We start from the raw sequence: 19,613 nt of genomic DNA on the forward strand, positions 1-19,613 counted from the left end.
CGGGCGGCGTGGGCGGTGCGGGCGGCGTGGGCGCCCCAGGCGACGTGGGGGGCGGCGCACGGATCGCGCTGACGCTCCCGCCCGACCCGTTCGGCGGCGACGGCGATGCCGCCCGGGCCGCCGGGGCACTGCTCGGCACCGAGCTCGTCGGCGCGGCCCTTCGGCCGTTCCCGGACGTCGCGACGATCGCCCGCGCCGCCGCCCGGCTGAACGCCGCCGCGAACGACCCCGACCTGGTCGCCGGCTTCGTCGGCACGGTCGGCCCCGACCGGCTGGCAGCCGTCCTGCACCTGGCCGAAGGCGTCCACGGCGGCGGGTACGTCATCGAGGCGACGGCGCGCGGCAGCCGGGTCCACGCCAGTCACGGCGGTCCGCGCACCGTCCTGGACGCACCCGGCAGACGCCTGCCGGCCGAGACCGCGGGCGCGCTGACGGCGGCGCTCGGCGCCACGCTCGCCACGTTCAGCCGGGCCGGGGGGCTCACCGCCGGCTGGCTCGGCCGGTTCAACGCGCGCGGCGAGCCGGGCGCCGCGGAGACGACCCTGCTCGGCCCGCTGCTGCGCCATGGCCGGTTCGCCCCGGCGAGCCTGCGGCTGCTCGGTGACGCCCTCTTCGCCGGCACGGACGTCCGCGGCGGCCGCTACCGGGTCCGCTCCGCCCCACTCACCGGCCCTGGATCGGGTGGGGCCCGTGACGTCAGCCTGTTCGGCGGTGGGCCGGCGGACGCCCGGGCGGGCTATGCCGCCGCGCTGCTGCGGGCGATCGCCGCCGAGCCGGCGCTCGCGGCGCGCTTCGCCACCGACCACGTCGAGACGGTCCTGGCGGGTTCCCGGCTGGCGGCCCTGCCACCGCCGGTCCGGGCCGGCGTGCCGGAGCAGGTCGCGAGCGCCTGGGCGTACCTGGTCGGGCGCGCCGGCGGGTCCGAGGCACGCCGGGCCGACCCGGCGGGGGCCGCGACCTTCGTCGCCCGGCTGGCCTTCGCCGTCCACCAGCACCGGGCCGCCCACCTCGACCAGGCACGTCACCGGGACACGTCCTGGCCGCTACCCGCCGGCCTGCGCGTCGCGATCGGCGAGACGCTGGGCGTGTGGCGGGAGGAGATGTACAACTCTGCGACCGGCCTGCTGCCCGCCGCGGACGCCCTGCGCGACACCGCCGGCGCGGCACTGGTAACGGACTGGCCAGCCGCCCCGGCCTCCAGCCCAGCCCGGGCCTCCGGCCCAGCCCCTGCCTCCAGCCACGCCGCGAGTTCCGGCGCGGCGGGCGGGGCGGCCCCGGGCGAGGGCGGGGCAAGCGCGGGTGGAGCGAGCGCGGGCGGACCCTGGTCGACGCACCTGGCGGGTCCGGCCGACGGGGCGCGGATCCCGGCCGAGCTGTGGGCCGACCTGCTCGGCGAGGCGCTGGCCGCCGGCGGGCCNCCGCCGCGCGCTCGCGACCGACGCGGCGCTCGTCGCGCGGCAGTGGGAGCAGGCCCAGTGGGCGGCGACCCGCGGCTACCGGAGCGACGGCCGCACGGCCTACCCGGCGAGCCCGCGCACGCTCGGGCAGCTGCGCCAGTCGGCGCTGTTCGCCTTCTTCAACGCGACGCTCGCGCGCACCGCCGACCAGCTCACGCTGCGCGCCGAGCTCGGCGCGCAGGACGAGGCCAGGGCGACCGCAAAGCTGATCGACGAGCTCGCCGCGATCGCCCGCGCGGTGAAACCGACGGACCCGGTCGGCACGCTCTCGGGCCTCGCGGTGAGCGTGCCGGTGGCCGCCGCGTCGGCCGACCTCAAACCGTTCGGCCCCGCCGTCCTGTCGCCGGACGCGCTGGCCGCGATCGACTCGGCCCGGGCCGCCGCGGCGGCGCTGCCCGGCTGGCAGGCGGCCTACGTGGCCTCGGCGACCGAGGTCTGGCTGCGCCGCGCCGACGACCCGATCATCCCCGTCGAGGTCACCGACGCCGCCGGCCGCCGCCGCCGATTCACCGGCGACCCGCGCGGGGACGGCTTCATCACCGGCCCGCTCGACGACTTCCTCGACGCCGCCGACCGCCCCCTCGCCCCGGAGCGGATGTCCCCCGCCGGCCGCGCCGCCTACCTGCGCTGGCTCGCCAGCCCCGCCCTGGTGGCCAACAACGACCGCGTCCCCGTCCTCGTCTCCGTCCTCCCCCACCCCACCGGCTGAGCCCCCCTCGGCAGTTGATCTTCGAGGCAGCTGATATTGGGGCCGCGACCGCACTTTCCGGCCCAGTTCCAGCTGCCTCGACGCGCCGGCCCACCCCGGCCCACGCCGACCGAGTACTACTGGCGGCTAGCGCAGGATCTGGCTCAGGTCGTAGCGCACCGTCTCGTCGAGCTGGGAGTAGGTGCAGCTGTCCGGGTCGCGGTCCGGGCGGAAGCGGACGAACTGGGCGGTGTGCCGGAACCGAGGCCCCTCCAGCTGGTCGTAGCGAACCTCGACGACCAGCTCGGGGCGCAGCGGCACGAACGAGAGGTCCTTGCCCTTGCCCCACCGGCTCTCCCCCGCCTCCCACGGCGTGCGGGTGTCCCCCATCCGCTCCGGCGCCCACGGATGCCCGGCCAGGTCCGTGACCAGCGGCGCGAGCTCCTCGGCGAGCGACCGGCGCCGCTCCCGCGTGAACGCCGACGCCACCCCGACCGCGGCGAGCGTCGTCCCCCCGTCGGGCGTGTCCGTGTAGAGGCCGAGCAGGAGCGACCCGACGGCGGTCGGCTCGGCCGCGTACGGCCGGTAGCCGGCGACGACACAGTCCGCCGTCCGGTCGTGCTTGACCTTGAACATGACCCGCTTGTCCTGCTGGTAGGGCGCGTCCAGCGGCTTGGCGATCAGCCCGTCCAGCCCCGCGCCCTCGAACGTCTCGAACCAGCGGCCCGCCTCGTCGGCATCGGTCGTGGTGGGCGTGACATGGACGGACCCGACAGTGGCCGCCGTGGCGCCGACGGCGTCGGCGAGCAGCCGGCGCCGCTCGGCGAACGGCGTGTCCAGCAGCGAGGCGTCCCCGAGGGCCAGCAGGTCGAAGGCGACGAACGAGGCCGGCGTCTCGGCCGCGAGGAGCCTGATCCGGCTGGCCGCCGGATGCACCCGCTGCCCGAGCGCCGCCCAGTCCAGCCGGTCCCCCACCGGCACGACGATCTCCCCGTCGAGCACGCACCGCTCCGGCAGCCCGGCCAGGAACGCCTCGACCAGCTCCGGGAAGTACCTCCTGATCGACTTCGTGTTCCGCGACCCGATCTCGATCTCGTCCCCGTCCCGGAACACGATCGACCGAAACCCGTCCCACTTCGGCTCATAGCTCATCCCGGCCGGGATCTTCGCCACAGGCTTGGCCAGCATCGGCTTCACGGGAGGCAGCACAGGAAGGTCCACCCACCCATGGTCGCGCACACCGGAACGCGGACAGCCACCACGGCCACCCTGCGGCCGCTCTCCTGCCAGAGGCTCGCGGCTCACTCGGCCCAGCGCGGCCCCTGGCCGGTGCCGTTTCCGTGTGGATCAGGCCGATGGTTCGCCGACGCGACCCGGTAGGCGGCGGCTGAGGGCGAGCATCGCCAGCGCCGCCGCGGTCAGGAGGGCGAACAGCCAGGTGACCCAGTCGTCACCCGCCCTGGCCTGCAAGAGGCCGAGCACGGTGATGCCGAGCGACGCCGACAGTTGCACTGACATGAACAGCGCGGTCGTCCCCTGCGGCTGTTCGGCGGGCGGCAGGGTGCGAAAGACGCTGGCGAACGTCGGGGACGCCGTCGCGCCGAAGCCCAGCCCGATGGCGACGAACAGGACGAACACGGCCGCGAGCGGCAGCCGGTCGTGGGTGAGCGCGAAGGTGAGCAGCCCGGCGGCGGTGACCACACTTCCCGCCCGGACCAGCGGGCGTGGCCCCGTCCGGTCGCTCATCCGGCCGCCCCAGGACATCGAGACGAACAGCCCGAGCCCCAGCGCGCACACCAGCAGGCCCTGGCCGATGCCGTGCAGGTGGTGACGCTCGGCCCCGAAGATCGGCAGCGCCGACTGCTGCCCGTACATGAGCAGCCCGACGCAGCTCATCACCGCGAGGCTGGCGCCGAACCCGGGCCGGCGCAACAGGCGCAGGTCGAAGGCCGGCGTGGTCGTCGCCGTCAGGGCGTGCCGGGCGTAGCCGGCGAGCAGCGCGACCCCCGCGGCGGCGGCCAGGGCGACGACCAGACCGGCGCCGGCCTGGCCCGCCCTGGTCAGCGCGAGCAGGACCGCAACGTAGCCAGTGGTCAGCAGCACGAGTCCACGCACGTCGGCCGTCGGCACGGCGCCGCCAGCCTCGGTACCGCCAGCCTCGGTACCGCCGGCCTCGGCGTCCTGATCCGGCGCCGCGCGGGCCGGGCGATCGGCCGGGATGTACACGAGCGCGACGACGAGCAGGCCCAGGCACAGCGGGATGTTCACCACGAAGATCCACTGCCAGTGCCCGGTCGTGAGGAGCAGGCCACCCACGACTGGTCCGACCGCCGGCGCGACGTTGATGATCATAGAGATCGTGCCGAGCACCCGGCCGACCCGGTCCTGGCCGGCGAGCCGGGCCGCGAGCAGGAGCGCCGTCGGCTCGAGCAGGCCGCCACCGAGGCCCTGCACCACCCGGAAGGCGATCAGCGCCTCGGCCGACCAGGCGAGGGACGCGAGCGCCGAGCCGAGCCCGAACAGCCCAAGACCAGTGAGGAACACCGCCCGCCCGCCGAACCTGGCGGTGAGCCAGCCGAGCAGCGGGAGCATCGTGGCGGCCGCGAGCAGGTAGCCGACGGTCGTCCAGACCACCGTGGTGAGCGGGGCGTCGAAGTCGGCGGCGAGCGTGCGCAGCGCGACCGAGACCACGGTTCCGTCGAGCACCGCGACCAGCGCGGCGAGCCCCAGCGCCACCAGGGCACCCGTCGGCGCCCCGGCCCGTTCCGCCGGTCGCCGGTCGTCGTTCTGGGCGTCGGGCGTGGCCGGGCCTGGGACGGCGGACGCCCGCGCGTTGGTCGTCGTGTCGTCGGCGCTCTCCGCACTTACTGCCATGGCACGAAAGTAAACCAAACCGTTTAGTGCAGCAACCTGCGGAGCGCGTCAACATCGCGTTACACTCGTGCCGTGGAGGCAGTGGCGGACGCAGGGCGCGCGGACGCAGGTCGCGCGGACACGCGGCGGGTGGCCCGGCGGGACAAGCGACGGGTGATCCTGGACGCGGCCGCGCCGATCTTCGGCGACGAGGGCTACGAGCGAGCGAGCATCGACGCGATCGCCACGTCGGCAGGCGTCTCCAAGCCCACGATCTACAGCTACTTCGGCGGCAAGGAGCAGCTGTTCCGCGAGTCGGTCGCCGACTCGGCCATCCAGCAGAACGCCCAGGTCCTGGAAGTGATCCAGCGGCTGGACTTCTCGGAGCAGGGGTGGCTCGCGAGCCTGCGCGACCTGGGCATGCGGCTCGTCGAGTGCCAGCGCACCCCGTGCGCCGTCTTCCTCGCCCGCATGATCGCTTCAGAGACGGCGCGTGACCCTGAGGTCTACCGGGTGGTGCGGGTCAAGGCGGCGGCCCCGATCCTGGAGGCGCTGGCCGGCCGGCTCGCGATGCTCGGCAACGCCGGTCACCTCACCGTGCCCGACCCGACGCTCGCCGCCCGCCAGTTCCTCGCCCTGATCGGCGCCGAGATCTCCGACCTCACCGAGCAGGGCACCCGGCCTGTCCCCGACGACCGCGTCCGCGCCGCCGTCGACGCCGGCGTCGACACCTTCCTGCGCGCCCATACCCACTCGCCCAGGTAACCCAGCGGGAAGGACCACCGCCCGCGGCGGGGACGAGCGTCAGGAGACGGTGGGTGCCGTGAACTGCAGGTCGAGCTCCACCTTCACCTTGTCCGAGAGGGCGAACTGGTCGACGCCGATCGGCATGTTGAAGTCGATGCCGAACTCGCTGCGCAGGATCACCGTGCTTGCCGCGAAGCCCGCGCGGAAGCTGCCGTCCATGGGGTGCGTCGCGCTGCCGAAGTACTCGACGGTCAGCGCCACCGGCCGGGTCACGCCGTTGATCGTCAGGTCACCGGCCGCCTCGTAGCCGTCCGGCCCCTCGACCACCGAGGTGGAGACGAAGGTGACGCGCGGCTGGCCTACCGCGTTGAGGTATTCGGCGGCGTGCAGGTGGGTGTCGCGCATCGGGAACGCGGTGTTGATCGACGCCATCTCGATCGACGCGGTGACGGACACCGAGTCCAACGTCTCACCGACGGTCAGTGTCGCGTCGAACTCGTCGAACCGGCCGCGGAAGTTGCTGACGCCGAGGTAGCGGACCTGGAAGGTGACGCTGGAGGACTTCGGATCCAACGCCCAGGAGCCGGCCGCGAGCGGGAGCGAGTCGACGCCGGGCCCGGCGGTCGAGGGAGCGGTCATTCAACGGCCTCCGTGCGGTGAGGGACGACGAGATGGGTCACCAGACCGCGCGGGACGACCAGTCGGTGCACCGGAGAGTGTGCGACCAATCCCCCGCAGGTCGCAGGCCGATGCTAGCCGGTCAGAGGCTGCCGCTCAGGCCAAACCACATTCTCGTATACGTTCTCGTATACAGAGCACTTCGGGCTGCTGCCGCCGATGGCACGAATGGGTGGTTTCCCTCGCCACGGGCGGTCTTCCGGCGCTTTCCTGGGCGGCTTTCGCCCGCGGCGCGAGGCAGTTCGCCGCCACGCCGCCACGCCGCGAGCCTCCCGGTCGGTCAGCCAGCCGTGAACTCCCCGATCGCCGCAAGGACCGCCTCGGCGAGGTCGGGACGGCAGATGAGCAGGTCGGGCAGGAGCGGGTCGGGCTGGTTGTAGCGCAGCGGCGAGCCGTCGATGCGGGTGGCGTGCAGGCCGGCGGCCAGCGCCACCGCGACCGGGGCCGCCGAATCCCACTCGTACTGGCCGCCGGCGTGCAGGTAGACGTCCGCCTCGCCACGGATCACCGCGGCCGCCTTGGCGCCGGCCGAGCCCATCGGGACGACGACGCCACCGATCCGCTCGGCGACGCCGGTGACCAGTTTGGGAGCGCGGGTCCGGCTCGCGACCAGGCGCGGCGGCCCCGCCGCCGCCGCTGCCGGTGGGGTGATGGTCGCGGTCGACAGGGTCACCCCGAGGGCGGGAAGCGCGACGGCGCCGACGGCGAGGGCGCCGCCCTGCCAGAGGGCGACGTGGACGGCCCAGTCGGTGCGGCCTGTCTCGGAGAACTCCCGGGTGCCGTCGAGCGGGTCGATGATCCATACTCGGTCGGCGGCGAGCCGGGCCCGGTCGTCGACGGCCTCCTCCGACAGCACCGCGTCGGCCGGCCGGTGGTGCGCGAGCGCGGCGGCGAGCAGTTTCTGCGAGCCGGCGTCGCCGGCGTCGCGCAGCGCCGCGCTGTCCGTGAAGCCCACCTCGTCGCGGATCTCGAGCAGCCGGTGGCCCGCGTCGGTGGCGAGCCGGCTCGCGAGCGCGGCGTCGGTCGGCGCGGAGTCGGTTGGCTCTATGGTGCCGTCGATGCTCATCAGCCCCACATTCTATGGCAGACATCTGCCATCAATCATCTGTTTCGCGACCCGCGGAAGCGGCCGCGGACGGACCGGCAAGCCTGCCCACGGACGGCGTTCGTCGATTCTGTACCGACCATCCGGCTCGGCGAACGCGACCGGTGCCAGGCGCGGCAGGCACTACAGCCCGACGGCCGACACCCGACGGGCGCGGTCATGCTCCGTAATGTCTCCGTAACCGCTACGGTCGCGGGGTGTCCGCCACCACTCGTACTCCCGACGGATCGCCGGGCATTCCGTCAGGTCCCCTGAGGCTGGTCGGCCCGGACCGCGCCGCCGAGCTGACGGCCGCGTCCAGGGACTGGCCCTCGCTCACGCTCACCCTCGCCCAGCTCGCCGATCTGGAGCTGCTGCTGCTGGGCACGTTCGGCCCGGTGCCCGGATACGCGGAGGAGACGCTGCGCGACGGCCTGCGAATGCCGGTGCTCGTCGTTTCGGCCGAGACTGCCGCCGGTGTCGCCCCGGGTGACTCCGTGGCGCTGCGCGACCCCGAGGGGGTGATGATCGCCGCGCTGCGGGTGGGGCTGGTCCGCCAGGCCGGCGCGACCGCCCAGCCAGGTGCCGTCGCCGGTGGATCACCCGGCGCGACCAGGCCGCCCGGTGCGCCAGGCGAGGAGGCCGAGGTCGTGGAGCCGGGTCAGGTACGGCTGGCGGGCCGGATCGAGGGACTGCGGCTGCCACGCCATCCCGACTACCCGGGGTTGCGACCGCGGCCCGACGAGCTGCGCGCGCTGCTGCGCGAGCGCGACTGGTTCCAGCCGGGGGGCCGGCCACCCTGGGCGGTCTGGGCCGACGGTCTGCTGCACACGGCCGACATCGCCCGCATCCGGGCGCTGACCCGGCAGGGCAAGCGATGCGTGGTCCTCGCGCCGATGGGCGGGGCCGACCCGGCCGACCCGCGTCACCACCTGCGGGTCCGCGCTCTGCGCGCGGCGCTCGACGCGCTCGACGCGCCGATCCGCCCGACGGAGGCGACACTCGCCGGCGAGGCGATCGCCGCCGAGGCCACCCGCGCCTCGGCGGCCGTGCGGTCCTACCCACCGAGCCCCGCCGCGCCACCCACCGGCACCGAGGCGGTGGGTGGCCAGGCCGCGCGTGCCCCCGACGCTCAGCCGGCGAAGGCGCTGCTGGTACTGGTGCCGGTCGCGCCCAGCGCGGTGCTCGCCGCGCCCCGGGAGCCCGGGATCACGGCCACCTCCCCGTTCGGCGCGCCTACCGGCGCCGACCCCGGCGAACCCGACCGGCTGGCCGAGCTGTCGACCCTGCGCGCCCACGTCGCCGAGTTCTACGGTCTTGGCGGCAGCATCACCGGGCCGGCGCTGGGGGCGCCGGGGCGCGAGGAGCTCGGCGCGCTGCTCGCCGCCGGCAGGCCGATCCCGGCGGAGCTCACCCCGCCTGGCGTGGCCGCCCAGCTCGCGCGCGCCTACCCCCCACGGCACGCCCGCGGCCTCACCGTCCTGTTCACCGGGTTGTCCGGATCGGGGAAGTCGACGCTCGCGGGCCTGCTGGCGGTCCGGCTGCTCGAGCGCGGCGACCGGCACGTCACCCTGCTCGACGGCGACGTGGTGCGTGCCTACCTGTCCGAGGGGCTCGGCTTCTCCCGCGCCGACCGGGAGGCGGGCATGACCCGGATCGGCTTCGTCGCCGCCGAGGTCGCGGCCGCCGGCGGCATCGCCATCTGCGCGCCGATCGCACCTCATGCGGCGCCGCGCGCGCGGGTTCGTGAGCTGGTCGCGGGCAGCGGCGCCGGGTTCGTGCTTGTCCACGTCTCCACGCCGCTGGACGTCTGCGAGGACCGCGACCGCGAGGGCCTCTACGCCAAGGCGCGCGCCGGGGTGATCCCCGAGTTCCCCGGCATCTCCGACCCGTATGAGGAACCGGCCGACGCCGAGGTCACCGTCGACACCGCGCGGGTCACCCCCGACGCCGCCGTCGACTCCGTGCTCACCCATCTGCGCGCCGAAGGCTGGCTCCTGGCCTGACCCGACCTGCCCTTGACCCGACCTGCCCTGGCCCGGCCGCCCGAACGTCGTCCGGGCCGGCGGCGCGTGCCGCCGACCCGGACGACGTGGATCAGGCGATCGGGATCAGGCCAGGTCGAAGCGGCCGAGGTTCATGACCTTGGTCCAGGCGGCGACGAAGTCGTCCACGAACTTCTGCTTCGCGTCGTCGCTGCCGTAGACCTCCGCGACCGCCCTCAGCTCGGAGTTCGAGCCGAAGACCAGGTCGACGCGGCTCCCGGTCCACCTGACCTCGCCGGTGGCGTCGTCGCGGCCCTCGAACGTGTTCGCGTCCTCGGACGTGGGCGTCCACGTGACGCCCAAATCGAGCAGGTTGACGAAGAAGTCGTTCGTCAGCGCCCCCGGGGTTGTGGTGAACGCGCCGAGCGGCGACTGCTGGTAGTTCGCGCCGAGGACCCGCAGGCCACCGACGAGGACGGTCATCTCCGGGGCGGAGAGGGTCAGCAGGTTCGCCCGGTCGACCAGCAGGAACTCGGCCGGCAGCCGCTGGGCCTTCCCGAGGTAGTTGCGGAACCCGTCCGCCTTCGGCTCGAGCGGCGCGAACGACTCGACGTCGGTCTGCTCCTGCGAGGCGTCGGTGCGGCCCGGCGTGAACGGGACCTCGACGTCGTGGCCGGCGTTCCTCGCCGCCTGCTCGACGCCGACGCCACCGGCGAGCACGATCAGGTCGGCGAGCGAGACCTGCCGGCCACCGGCCACGTTGAAGGTCTCCTGGATCCCGGTCAGGGCCCGCAGGACGACCGCGAGCTGGTCGGGCTCGTTGACCTCCCAACCGATCTGCGGCTCCAGGCGGAGGCGGGCGCCGTTGGCGCCGCCGCGCTTGTCGCCGCCCCGGTAGGTCGAGGCCGACGCCCAGGCGGTGGAGACCAGCTGGGAGACCGTCAGGCCGGACGCGAGGATCTGGCCCTTGAGGGTGGCCACATCCGTGGCGTCGACGAGCTCACCCGCGACCGGCGGGACCGGGTCCTGCCAGATCAGCACCTCGGCCGGGACCTCCGGGCCGAGATAACGCTCGACCGGCCCCATGTCACGGTGCGTCAGCTTGTACCAGGCCCGCGCGAACGCGTCGGCGAACGCGGCCGGGTCGTCCCTGAAGCGCCGCGAGATCGGCTCGTAGACCGGGTCGAAGCGCAGCGCGAGGTCGGTCGTCAGCATCGTCGGCGCGTGCGTCGTCGCCGGGTCGTGCGCGTCCGGGACGGTGCCGGCCCCGGCGCCGTCCTTCGGCCGCCACTGGTTGGCGCCCGCCGGGCTCTGGAACAGCTCCCAGTCGTACCCGAAGAGGATCTCGAAGAAGCTGTTGTCCCATGTCGTCGGCGTGTTCGTCCAGATGCCCTCGAGGCCGCTGGTGATCGCGTCGCCGCCCTTGCCGGTGCCGTAGGAGCTCTTCCAGCCGAGGCCCTGCTGCTCGATCGGGGCGCCCTCGGGCTCGGGGCCGACACTCTCCGCCGGGCCGGCACCGTGCGTCTTGCCGAAGGTGTGGCCGCCGGCGATCAGGGCGACCGTCTCCTCGTCGTTCATCGCCATCCGGCGGAACGTCTCGCGAATGTCACGGGCCGAGGCGAGCGGGTCCGGGTTGCCGTTCGGGCCCTCGGGGTTGACGTAGATGAGGCCCATCTGGACCGCGCCCAGGGGCTCCTCGAGCTCCCGGTCACCGGTGTAGCGCTCGTCGCCGAGCCAGGTCGACTCGGGACCCCAGTAGACGTCCTCGTCCGGCTCCCAGACGTCCGGGCGGCCGCCGGCGAAGCCGAAGGTCTGGAAGCCCATCGACTCCAGGGCGACGTTTCCCGCGAGGACCATCAGGTCGGCCCAGGAGATCTTCTGCCCGTACTTCTTCTTGACCGGCCACAGCAGGCGGCGGGCCTTGTCGAGGTTGCCGTTGTCCGGCCAGCTGTTCAGCGGCGCGAACCGCTGCTGGCCGCTGCCGGCGCCCCCACGGCCGTCGTCGATGCGGTAGGTCCCCGCGGAGTGCCACGCCATCCGGATCATGAACGGGCCGTAGTGCCCGAAGTCGGCCGGCCACCAGTCCTGCGAGGTCGTCAGCACCTCGGCGATGTCGCTCTTCACGGCGGCGAGGTCGAGGGACGTGAACGCCGCCGCGTAGTCGAACCGCTCGCCGAGGGGGTTGGCCACGGCGGGGTTCTTGGCAAGGAGGTGCAGGTTGAGCTGGTTCGGCCACCAGCCACGGTTCCCGCCGCCCTGGGTGGGGTGCGGGGCACGCGGGTGCTCGACCGGGCACCCCACGCTGTTCGCTTCGTTGACGTTGGGCGCGGTTTCGCGGGTCTCGGACATGGGATTCCTCCCGAGCCTAGATGGGTCAGGCACGATCGGGCGCGGGCCCGGCCGAGCAGGCCGGGCACAGGCCCCAGTAGGTGACCTCGGCCTCGTCGATCGAGTAGCCACGGTCGTCGGACGCGGTCAGGCACGGCGCCTCGCCGACGGCGCAGTCGACGTCGGCGATGTCGCCGCACGACCGGCACACGACGTGGTGGTGGTTGTCCCCGACTCTCGACTCGTAGCGGGCCACGGAGCCGGCCGGCTGGATGCGCCGCACCAGCCCCGCGGCCGTCAGCGCATGCAGCGAGTCATACACGGCCTGGTGCGACACCTCGGGCAGCTCCCGGCGAACGACGCCGATGATCGAGTCCGTGTCGGCATGTGCGTGGGCGAACACAGCGCCCAGCACGGCCATCCGAGGTCGGGTCACACGCAGACCGGCCCCTCGCAGCATCCCCTGGAAGTCCAAGGCGGCGGCCATGGCGCATACTCTTCCCCGTTTTCTTGAACCTGTCAAGAAAACACTGTGGCCCGTTCCACCAGCCGCGACGCGCTGACGAACCGCTGGCTAGGACGAACCGCTGGCTAGTAGGCGCCCTCGCGGCGCAGGACCGCGAAGACGGTGCGCCAGAGGATCACGAAGTCCATGGCCAGCGTCCAGTTCTCGACGTAGCGCAGGTCGAGGCGGACCGACTCGTCCCAGGCCAGGTCGGAGCGGCCGCTGATCTGCCACAGGCCCGTCAGGCCGGGCTTGACCATCAGCCGGCGGTGCACGTCGCCCTCGTACGCGGCGACCTCACTCGGCAGCGGCGGGCGGGGGCCGACCAGCGACATGTCCCCCCGCAGGACGTTGAACAGCTGCGGCAGCTCGTCGAGCGACCACTTGCGCAGGAACTTCCCGACCCCGGTCACCCGCGGGTCGTCGCGCATCTTGAACAGCAGGCCCTGGCCCTCGTTGCTCGTCCGCAGCCCGACCAGGCGCGCCTCGGCGTCGACGTACATCGAGCGGAACTTGTACATCTTGAACGGCTGGCCGCCCCGGCCGACCCGGACCTGCTTGAAGATTGCCGGTCCGCGGCTGTTGAGCCGGACCGCGAGCGCGAGCCCGAGCAGCAGCGGCGAGAAGAACAGGACGATGCTCAGCGCCACCGCCCGGTCGAAGAGCATCTTCATGACCCGGCGCGAGCCGGTCAGCTCCGGCTCCTCGACGTGCAGCAACGGCAGGCCGGCCACCGGCCGGATCGAGATCCTCGGGCCGACGACGTCGGTCAGCGCCGACGAGACGAGCACCTCGACGTCCGAGCCCTCCAGGTTCCACAGCATCCGCTGCAGGGTCCCGCCGTCCACCTGCGGCGAGATCGCAACCGTGGTGGCGCGGGTCGCCCTGATCGAGGTGTGCAGCGACTCGGTGGTGCCGACGATCGGCACGCCCAGCAGGTCGAACCCGCTGCGCTCGGGACGGTCGCTGCTGTGCCGACCGGGCGAGCGGTCCAGCACGACGCCGACGACCGACCACCCCGCTGTCGGGTCGCGCTGCGCGAGCCGGACCAGCATCGCCGCCGACTCGCCGGCGCCGACCACGAGCACCCGGTGCATGCACCGGCCCTGCCGGCGCGCCCGGTGCAGGAGGCCGCGCCCGCCGATCCGGCCGGCCACGGTCAGCAGGATCGCCACCGGGAAGACGACCAGCACGTAGGCGCGGGCGATCTCCGCCTTGGTCACGTACGACACGGTCGCAACCGTCGCGACGACCCGCATCGCGGCGTTGACGACCCGGCGGAACTCCTCGGAGCCGCCGCCGAGGAACCGGGGCTCGTAGGCCCGGTTCAACGACATCGCGACGCCCCAGACCAGTGGCAGCAGCACCGTCGCGAGCAGGTACCACCGCGGCGACGTGGCCCGCATCTCGAAGTGCAGAAAGCCACCGAACCGGATGACGTATGCCACACCGGTCGCGGCCACACAGGCGGCGGCGTCGAAGAGGATCAGCACCCGGACGTAGCGATGCTCCCACCGCAGCTGGGCCCGGTAGCCGCCCGGCGGCGGCGCCTGGCCGCCTCGCGGAGCACGGCCGGGCGCCGCCGTCCGCTGGGGCGGACTGGCCGCCTGCCAGCCGGCCGGCGCGGTCGCCGTCACCGCGCGCCCCCCGCGAACCAGTGGGCAACGCATCCCTGCAGCGTCAGCACGTTCTCCTCCGCGGTGGGCAACTCCACCGGCTCCCCCCACGCGCCACACCGCGCGGACCCACCCGTGTTCGGGTGCTCCCCCTTCGGTGTGCGCCACCGCGAGCCCCGTTCCCGCGTCCCGGCGCGACTGCTGATCCCGCGCAAGGGCGTGAGAGCCACCAGACCGTGGCCACGCGGGCAAACCTACCCGCCCCTGACTATCGCCCCACCAGCGCCCCCACGTGGCAGAACGCGCCATTCGAGCGATGACCGTCATCGACGGACAAACGCGCACCAGCCTCGCGCGAGGGCAATCCGCGCCTCGACAATGAGTTACACAACGACGCCGAAGTGTTACTGTCCGCGAATCCCGGGATGGCGACCCCGGGGTGAGGCCCCCTGGCCGCCGTGGCGGCCAGGGCGAGAGCGGTCGGCGTCCGTCGGACGGGTGGGGGCGCCCAGGCGGACGTCGACCCCCTTTTCTGGTTCGCTCCGTCCGGGCACGGCGCTCCGGCCCCGTACTCACGACCTCCGAAATCGGCTTCGCCGATTCCGCAGGGACCCCGTCGCTCCCACGGGACCTCCGCGCCGTGTCCTCCTCCGCTCACGGGCGCTCCGGCGACCTCGCTGCGGCCCAGCCCCGATCGCTTCGCTCCGGGGCCGGGCCTCCGCGAGGCGCGCCTCCGCGCCGCTACGGTCACCCGCCGCTGAACGTCACCAATCGACAAAATGTTGGATCCAGACGGCCACTTCGCTTCGCTTGTGGGAGGCCTCTGCGGAGGTGTGCCTCTACGCGCGGACCTACCGCTGAACGTCACCGACCCGAAGCAGGCCCATCCGTAGGCCCTTTCGCTTCGCTCGTGGATGTCTGGACCAGTGACGGCTGGAGCGCTCCCGTACCGGTCGGTCGGGAGCGAACTCCACCCCACGAGCGCAGCGAAGTGGCCCCGAGCACGGTCTTGTGGTCCCACACCGTCCGAGCGCAAAGCAACCGAGCTGGCGCAGAGGCGCGCCTCCGCGGAGGCCCGGCCACGAGCGAAGCGAAGTGGTTGGGCCGCAGCGGAGGTCGCCGGAGCGCCGTGAGCGGAGGAGGACGGCGCGCGGAGGTCCCGTGGGAGCGAAGCGAGTACGGGGCCGGAGCGCGCCGCCCGCACGGAGCGAACCAATGTCAGGGCAGGGCGGCGACGATGTCCGCGATGGGCTTGCGGGCGCCGGTGTAGAAGGGCGTCTCCAGCCGGGTGTGCCGGCGGGCGGCGCTCGAGCGCAGGTGGCGGATGCAGTCGACGATCCGGTGCAGCTGGTCCGCCTCGAAGGCGAGCAGCCACTCGTAGTCGCCGAGGCCGAAGGCGGAGACGGTGTTGGCGCGTACGTCCTCGTACTCCCGGCCCATGATCCCGTGCTCGGAGAGCATCCCGCGCCGCTCGTAGTCGGGCAGCAGGTACCACTCGAGCGAGCGGTTGAACGGGTAGACGCAGACGTAGTCGCGCGGGTCCTCACGCCGGACGTACGCCGGGATGTGGCTGCGGTTGAACTCGGCCGGCCGGTGCAGGCCGACGGCCGACCACACCGGGTCGAGGTGCGCGCCCAGCGTCGTCTGGCGGAACCGCTGGTAGGTCTCCTGCAGCAGGTCCGGGTCGGGGCAGGTCCACCAGATCATGAGGTCGGCGTCGGCACGGTAGCCGGAGATCTCGTACACGCCCCGGGTGTAGACGTCCTTGGCGAGCGCGCCGTCGAGCAGCGCGTCCGCCTCGGCCGCGACGGCGGACCGGTCGGCAGGCAGCGGCCGCCGGGCGGCGAACACCGACCAGCTGGTGTAGAGCATCTCCGCGTTCAGGTCCCGGGCGGACTTCGCCGTCTCACCGTGCTGGGTACCGGGCTCCTGCCGCGGGGACGTGGTCTCCAGCTGGGATGAGGACTCCGGCTGCGACGTGGACGAAGGCTGGGTGGACGACATACGCCTATTCTTCCTCGCTCGCGGGGCGGCTTACCGCGCCGACCACATCCGTCTCGGGCCGAAGCACCGCCGCCGCCGCGGCCTCACCGGACCGGATGCAGGCGGGAATGCCGACCCCGTCGTAGCCCGCGCCGGCGAGCGCGAGCCCCGGCGGCAGCGCCCGTCGCACCATCACGACCCGCTCCAGATGACCCGGCAGGTACTGCGGCAGCGCCCCGCCCCACCGGCTCACCCGGCTCGCGACCGGCCTGGCCGACAGGCCGGTGGCATGCGCGATCTCCGCGGCCACCACCCCGGCGAGCTCGGTGTCGGAGCGGCGCAGGTCCCGGTCGGCGCCCGCCCGCCCGACGCTCGCGCGGATCACCCGCAGCGGACCGCCGCCGGACACGTGCGGCCACTTCGAGGTCAGGTAGGTCGCGGCCTTGATCGTCGCGCGTTCCCGGGCCGGCACCAGGAAACCGCTGCCGGCCGGCAGGTCGACGTCACGGAAGACGAGCGTGACCAGCCCGATCGAGGCGTACGGCACGCCGGCCAGCGGCGCTGCGGCCCGCGGCGCGACCGGGCTGAGCAGCTCGCGCGCGGCCCCGGCGGGGACCGCGAGGATCACCGCGTCGGCATCCAGCGAGCCACTGCCACGCGGCCCGACCGCCACGGCATCCGGGCCGGCGTCGCCGGCCGGGCCGGACTCGTCGAAGTCGACGCGCCAGCCGCCTTCCACCTGGGTGAGCCGGCGCGCCAGCACCCCGGTGCGCACGGTCGCGCCACTGGCCTCGGCGACCCGGGCGGCGAAGGCGCCGAGGCCGCCGCGCACCGAGGCGAACACCGGCGAGGGCGCCGCGGCGACGGCCGGCGCCGCCGCCGGCCCGGTGCGTGCCCGCACCCGGTGGGCGCCGAGCAGCAGCGAGCGGTCCTCGGCCAGGATCGGCACCAGCTGCGGGACGGTCGCGCGCAGCGACAGCGCATCGGCCCGGCCGGCGTAGACGCCACCGAGCAGCGGGTCGACCAGCCGGTCGACGACCTGGCGCCCGACCCGGGCACCGACGTAGTCACCGACCGTCGGGTCGTCCGGCATCTTCGCGCGCGGCAGCACCAGGTCGGCTGCGGCGCGCACCAGTCCCCACGGGGACAGCACCCGGGAGCGGATCAGCCCCAGCGCGTCGGTCGGCACCCCGAGCAGCGTGTTCGGCGGGATCGGCCGCAGCCGCCCGTTGATCCACAGCGACGCCGAGGTGGTGTCGGGATGGACGATGTCGTGGCCGAGGCCGACCTGGCGGGCCAGCCGAAGACCTTCCGGGACCCTGGCCAGGAAGGACTCGGCACCCTCCTCGATGTCGAGCCCCGCGAGCGGGGTGGTGCGCAGCTTGCCGCCCACCCGGTCGCCGGCCTCCAGCACGGTCACCTCGGCCCGGCCGGCCAGCGCATGCGCCGCGGCCAGCCCCGCGATACCCCCGCCGACAATCACCACTCGCACGCTGGAACGCTCCCTCCGCGACCTGGGACGGACCCGCGGGGGCGCGGGGTCTCGTCGACGTCGCGCGTCTTTCGGCCGGCGTCACTCGTGACGGCCGGGTTGCCGGCCGCCAGGAGCGACGCCGGCGGATTCCTAGCCGCCATGAACGAGGTCGACGATGTGGGCCAGCACGCCCGGGTCGGTCTCGGGCAGCACGCCATGGCCGAGGTTGAAGATGTGCCCCTCGGCCTTGGACCCACGCAGCAGCACGTCACGGACCTTCTCGGCGAGCACGTCCCGGGGGGCGAACACCGCGGTGGGGTCCAGGTTGCCCTGCAGGGCGCGGCCCGGGCCGACCCGGCGGGCCGCCTCGTCGAGGCCGACCCGCCAGTCGACACCGACGACGTCCGCGCCCGCCTCGCCCATCGCGGTGAGCAGCTCACCGGTGTTGACGCCGAAGTGGATCCGCGGCACCCCGGCGTCCTCGAAGGCGGCCAGCACCCGGGCGCTGTGCGGGGCGACGTAGCGGCGGTAGTCGGCCTCGTCGAGCGCGCCGGCCCAGGAGTCGAACAGCTGCAGCGCGTCGATGCCCGCGTCGACCTGCACCCGCAGGAAGCCGATGGTGATCTCGGCGAGGCGGTCCAGCAGCGCGTGCCACAGCGAGGGGTTGCTGTACATCAGCTCCTTGGTCTTCGCGTGCGTCCGGCTCGGGCCGCCCTCGACGAGGTAGCTGGCCAGCGTGAACGGCGCCCCGGCGAAGCCGATCAGCGGGGTGTCGCCGAGCTCGGCGAGCAGCAGCCGGACCGCGTCGTGGATGTAGGGGACGTCGTCAGGCGAGATCGGGCGCAGCTGCGCGAGACCGGCCGCGTCGCGGATCGGCTCGGCCACCACCGGCCCGGTCCCGGGCACGATGTCGACGTCCACGCCGATCGCGACCAGCGGTACGACGATGTCCGAGAAGAAGATCGCCGCGTCCGTGCCGAACCGGCGGACCGGCTGCAGCGTGATCTCGGTGACCAGCGCGGCGTCCTGGCAGGAGTCCAGCATCGGCACCCCGGCGCGCAGCGCCCGGTACTCCGGCAGGGCCCGGCCGGCCTGGCGCATGAACCACACCGGCGTCGCGTCGGTCGGCTCCCGCCGGGCGGCGCGCAGCAGGGACGCGCGTTCCGCCAGCCCGGGCCGGCGAGGCCCGGCGGGCGCGGTCAAGGCAGACGGAGCTCCCACAGCCATACTCCGATCGTGACACGTGCCGGCCGAGGGTGCCGAACCCGCGTCGCCAGCGGCGCCGCCAGCCTTCCCAGGCGACGGCTCCGGAACTTCTACCTCTAGTAGAAACTACTCCCCCGGCTTCCGGCCGCCGCACCCGCGGCGGGACATTCCGGATCTCGTCGGCCAGGCTCCCCCGGCCTCTCGAGGCACCCGACCCAGGGCCGAAGAATGCCCATCGGGCGCCCAACGGGTGGAACCGGGACGCTCGTCACATGTGTCGCGCGCGGGGCACAGCCGGTCCGGCGCGACACGCCGGGGGGAATGCGTGGAGATCAGCCATGGTCGTGGCACCGTCTGTCCCGTCCGAAAGGGCTGGGAGTGCATGCGATGTCCGAGCTGGCGCTGCCTGCTCGCTGCCGGGGCAGCTTCGCCGCGGGCCGCGACAGTGCCCCGGGGGCGACCCTGGACCCCGACCAGCAGAAGACCCCGGACCCCGACCAGCAGAATCAGCCGGCCACAGGAGGTGCGGTCATGCTCCCTGGACGCGAGCCCGATCAGCCTGATCATCCCGCCGGGAACGCGGGCCCCGGGCGCTCCGCCCCGGCAGGCCGGCACGGGGCGGCCACCCTCACCGGTGACCGTGACCCCGTGGGCGAGTACCACCACTGCCCCGAGTGTGCCGACGAGCGGCGGTTCGAGCGGCCGGAATGCCTCGACGGGCACGGCGCGGACTGTCCCGAGCGGGCCTGTGCGCACTGCGGTGCCGCGATCCTGGTCGCGCCCCTGACCCAGCCCGGCGCCGGGCTGGACGACGAGGCGGACCGGCCCCGGCCCCGGGTGGTCCGCCAGCCGGGGCCCGGCCGCGAACCGGACGCCTCGTCCCGAGGCAGGACGCCGCGCCCCCTGGCCGGTGCCAGGCGCGCTCCACGGTCGCTGGCGTGAGCCTGTACGGCACGGCGCCGGAGGCACCTGGCCCCGGCGTCGTTCCCGCGGTCGCCCCACATCGGGC

Annotated in this window: 14 protein-coding genes; 3 read left to right on the forward strand and 11 right to left on the reverse strand. The window is 74.0% G+C overall.

What is annotated here, in order from left to right; all coding sequences use genetic code 11:
• The 3 genes from FRCN3DRAFT_RS55390 to FRCN3DRAFT_RS0227495 form a co-directional block, all read right to left on the reverse strand.
• Positions 1 to 1,025 (reverse strand): hypothetical protein (locus FRCN3DRAFT_RS55390; protein WP_007519287.1); only part of this gene is annotated, 1,025 nt, incomplete at its 3' end.
• Between the two features lie 1,267 nt (positions 1,026 to 2,292).
• Positions 2,293 to 3,366: an ATP-dependent DNA ligase gene (locus tag FRCN3DRAFT_RS0227490; RefSeq protein ID WP_027140990.1), complete on the reverse strand. Its 1,074-nt coding sequence runs from the start codon at positions 3,364 to 3,366 to the stop codon at positions 2,293 to 2,295.
• Between the two features lie 126 nt (positions 3,367 to 3,492).
• Entirely contained in the window at positions 3,493 to 5,019 is a 1,527-nt protein-coding gene (locus FRCN3DRAFT_RS0227495; protein ID WP_007519281.1) for an MFS transporter, read from the reverse strand.
• A 72-nt stretch (positions 5,020 to 5,091) separates the two neighbouring features.
• Here FRCN3DRAFT_RS0227495 and FRCN3DRAFT_RS0227500 point away from each other — a divergent pair, with 72 nt between their 5' ends.
• A complete protein-coding gene (locus FRCN3DRAFT_RS0227500; RefSeq protein WP_232794168.1) occupies positions 5,092 to 5,763 on the forward strand; it encodes a TetR/AcrR family transcriptional regulator in 672 nt (223 codons plus the stop codon).
• Positions 5,764 to 5,802: 39 nt separating this feature from the next.
• Here FRCN3DRAFT_RS0227500 and FRCN3DRAFT_RS0227505 read toward each other — a convergent pair whose 3' ends face one another.
• A complete protein-coding gene (locus FRCN3DRAFT_RS0227505) occupies positions 5,803 to 6,384 on the reverse strand; it encodes a YceI family protein (protein WP_007519278.1) in 582 nt (193 codons plus the stop codon).
• A gap of 319 nt (positions 6,385 to 6,703) precedes the next feature.
• Positions 6,704 to 7,489 (reverse strand): 3'(2'),5'-bisphosphate nucleotidase CysQ, encoded by a 786-nt coding sequence (locus tag FRCN3DRAFT_RS0227510; protein ID WP_007519276.1) that lies wholly within the window; start codon positions 7,487 to 7,489, stop codon positions 6,704 to 6,706.
• 236 nt (positions 7,490 to 7,725) lie between these two features.
• Here FRCN3DRAFT_RS0227510 and cysC point away from each other — a divergent pair, with 236 nt between their 5' ends.
• Positions 7,726 to 9,513, forward strand: a complete 1,788-nt coding sequence (gene cysC, locus FRCN3DRAFT_RS0227515; protein WP_007519275.1) for an adenylyl-sulfate kinase — start codon at positions 7,726 to 7,728, stop codon at positions 9,511 to 9,513.
• A gap of 105 nt (positions 9,514 to 9,618) precedes the next feature.
• Here the strand turns inward: cysC and katG are convergent, their stop codons facing one another.
• The 6 genes from katG to hemE form a co-directional block, all read right to left on the reverse strand.
• On the reverse strand, positions 9,619 to 11,841 hold the full coding sequence (gene katG / locus FRCN3DRAFT_RS0227520; RefSeq protein ID WP_007519274.1) for a catalase/peroxidase HPI: 2,223 nt from the start codon (positions 11,839 to 11,841) through the stop codon (positions 9,619 to 9,621).
• 25 nt (positions 11,842 to 11,866) lie between these two features.
• A complete protein-coding gene (locus FRCN3DRAFT_RS0227525) occupies positions 11,867 to 12,307 on the reverse strand; it encodes a Fur family transcriptional regulator (protein WP_007519273.1) in 441 nt (146 codons plus the stop codon).
• 104 nt (positions 12,308 to 12,411) lie between these two features.
• Complete coding sequence (locus tag FRCN3DRAFT_RS0227530; RefSeq protein WP_007519271.1) at positions 12,412 to 13,962, reverse strand: sugar transferase; 1,551 nt, start codon at positions 13,960 to 13,962, stop codon at positions 12,412 to 12,414.
• 1,197 nt (positions 13,963 to 15,159) lie between these two features.
• Positions 15,160 to 15,813 (reverse strand): hydrogen peroxide-dependent heme synthase, encoded by a 654-nt coding sequence (gene hemQ, locus FRCN3DRAFT_RS0227535; RefSeq protein WP_198536172.1) that lies wholly within the window; start codon positions 15,811 to 15,813, stop codon positions 15,160 to 15,162.
• 136 nt (positions 15,814 to 15,949) lie between these two features.
• Positions 15,950 to 17,416 (reverse strand): protoporphyrinogen oxidase, encoded by a 1,467-nt coding sequence (gene hemG / locus FRCN3DRAFT_RS0227540; protein ID WP_027140991.1) that lies wholly within the window; start codon positions 17,414 to 17,416, stop codon positions 15,950 to 15,952.
• Positions 17,417 to 17,548: 132 nt separating this feature from the next.
• Positions 17,549 to 18,625, reverse strand: a complete 1,077-nt coding sequence (gene hemE / locus FRCN3DRAFT_RS0227545) for a uroporphyrinogen decarboxylase (RefSeq protein WP_027140992.1) — start codon at positions 18,623 to 18,625, stop codon at positions 17,549 to 17,551.
• Between the two features lie 366 nt (positions 18,626 to 18,991).
• On the opposite strand from hemE, the gene FRCN3DRAFT_RS56575 reads away from it, so the two are divergent.
• The gene (locus FRCN3DRAFT_RS56575; RefSeq protein WP_007516074.1) at positions 18,992 to 19,546 is read left to right on the forward strand and encodes a hypothetical protein; all 555 of its coding nucleotides are present in this window, start codon (positions 18,992 to 18,994) and stop codon (positions 19,544 to 19,546) included.
• Positions 19,547 to 19,613 lie beyond the last annotated feature (67 nt).

The sequence above is a fragment of the Pseudofrankia saprophytica genome, assembly GCF_000235425.2.
Classification (GTDB): Bacteria; Actinomycetota; Actinomycetes; order Frankiales; family Frankiaceae; genus Pseudofrankia; species Pseudofrankia saprophytica.

What these genes read in the sequence shown, in the direction of transcription:
- hemE (WP_027140992.1), bottom strand. Translation starts at nt 18,625, where the DNA reads ATGGCTGTGGGAGCTCCGTCTGCCTTGACCGCGCCCGCCGGGCCTCGC.
- FRCN3DRAFT_RS0227505 (WP_007519278.1), bottom strand. Translation starts at nt 6,384, where the DNA reads ATGACCGCTCCCTCGACCGCCGGGCCCGGCGTCGACTCGCTCCCGCTC.
- FRCN3DRAFT_RS0227510 (WP_007519276.1), bottom strand. Translation starts at nt 7,489, where the DNA reads ATGAGCATCGACGGCACCATAGAGCCAACCGACTCCGCGCCGACCGAC.
- FRCN3DRAFT_RS0227525 (WP_007519273.1), bottom strand. Translation starts at nt 12,307, where the DNA reads ATGGCCGCCGCCTTGGACTTCCAGGGGATGCTGCGAGGGGCCGGTCTG.
- hemQ (WP_198536172.1), bottom strand. Translation starts at nt 15,813, where the DNA reads ATGCTCTACACCAGCTGGTCGGTGTTCGCCGCCCGGCGGCCGCTGCCT.
- katG (WP_007519274.1), bottom strand. Translation starts at nt 11,841, where the DNA reads ATGTCCGAGACCCGCGAAACCGCGCCCAACGTCAACGAAGCGAACAGC.
- FRCN3DRAFT_RS56575 (WP_007516074.1), top strand. Translation starts at nt 18,992, where the DNA reads ATGTCCGAGCTGGCGCTGCCTGCTCGCTGCCGGGGCAGCTTCGCCGCG.
- FRCN3DRAFT_RS0227495 (WP_007519281.1), bottom strand. Translation starts at nt 5,019, where the DNA reads ATGGCAGTAAGTGCGGAGAGCGCCGACGACACGACGACCAACGCGCGG.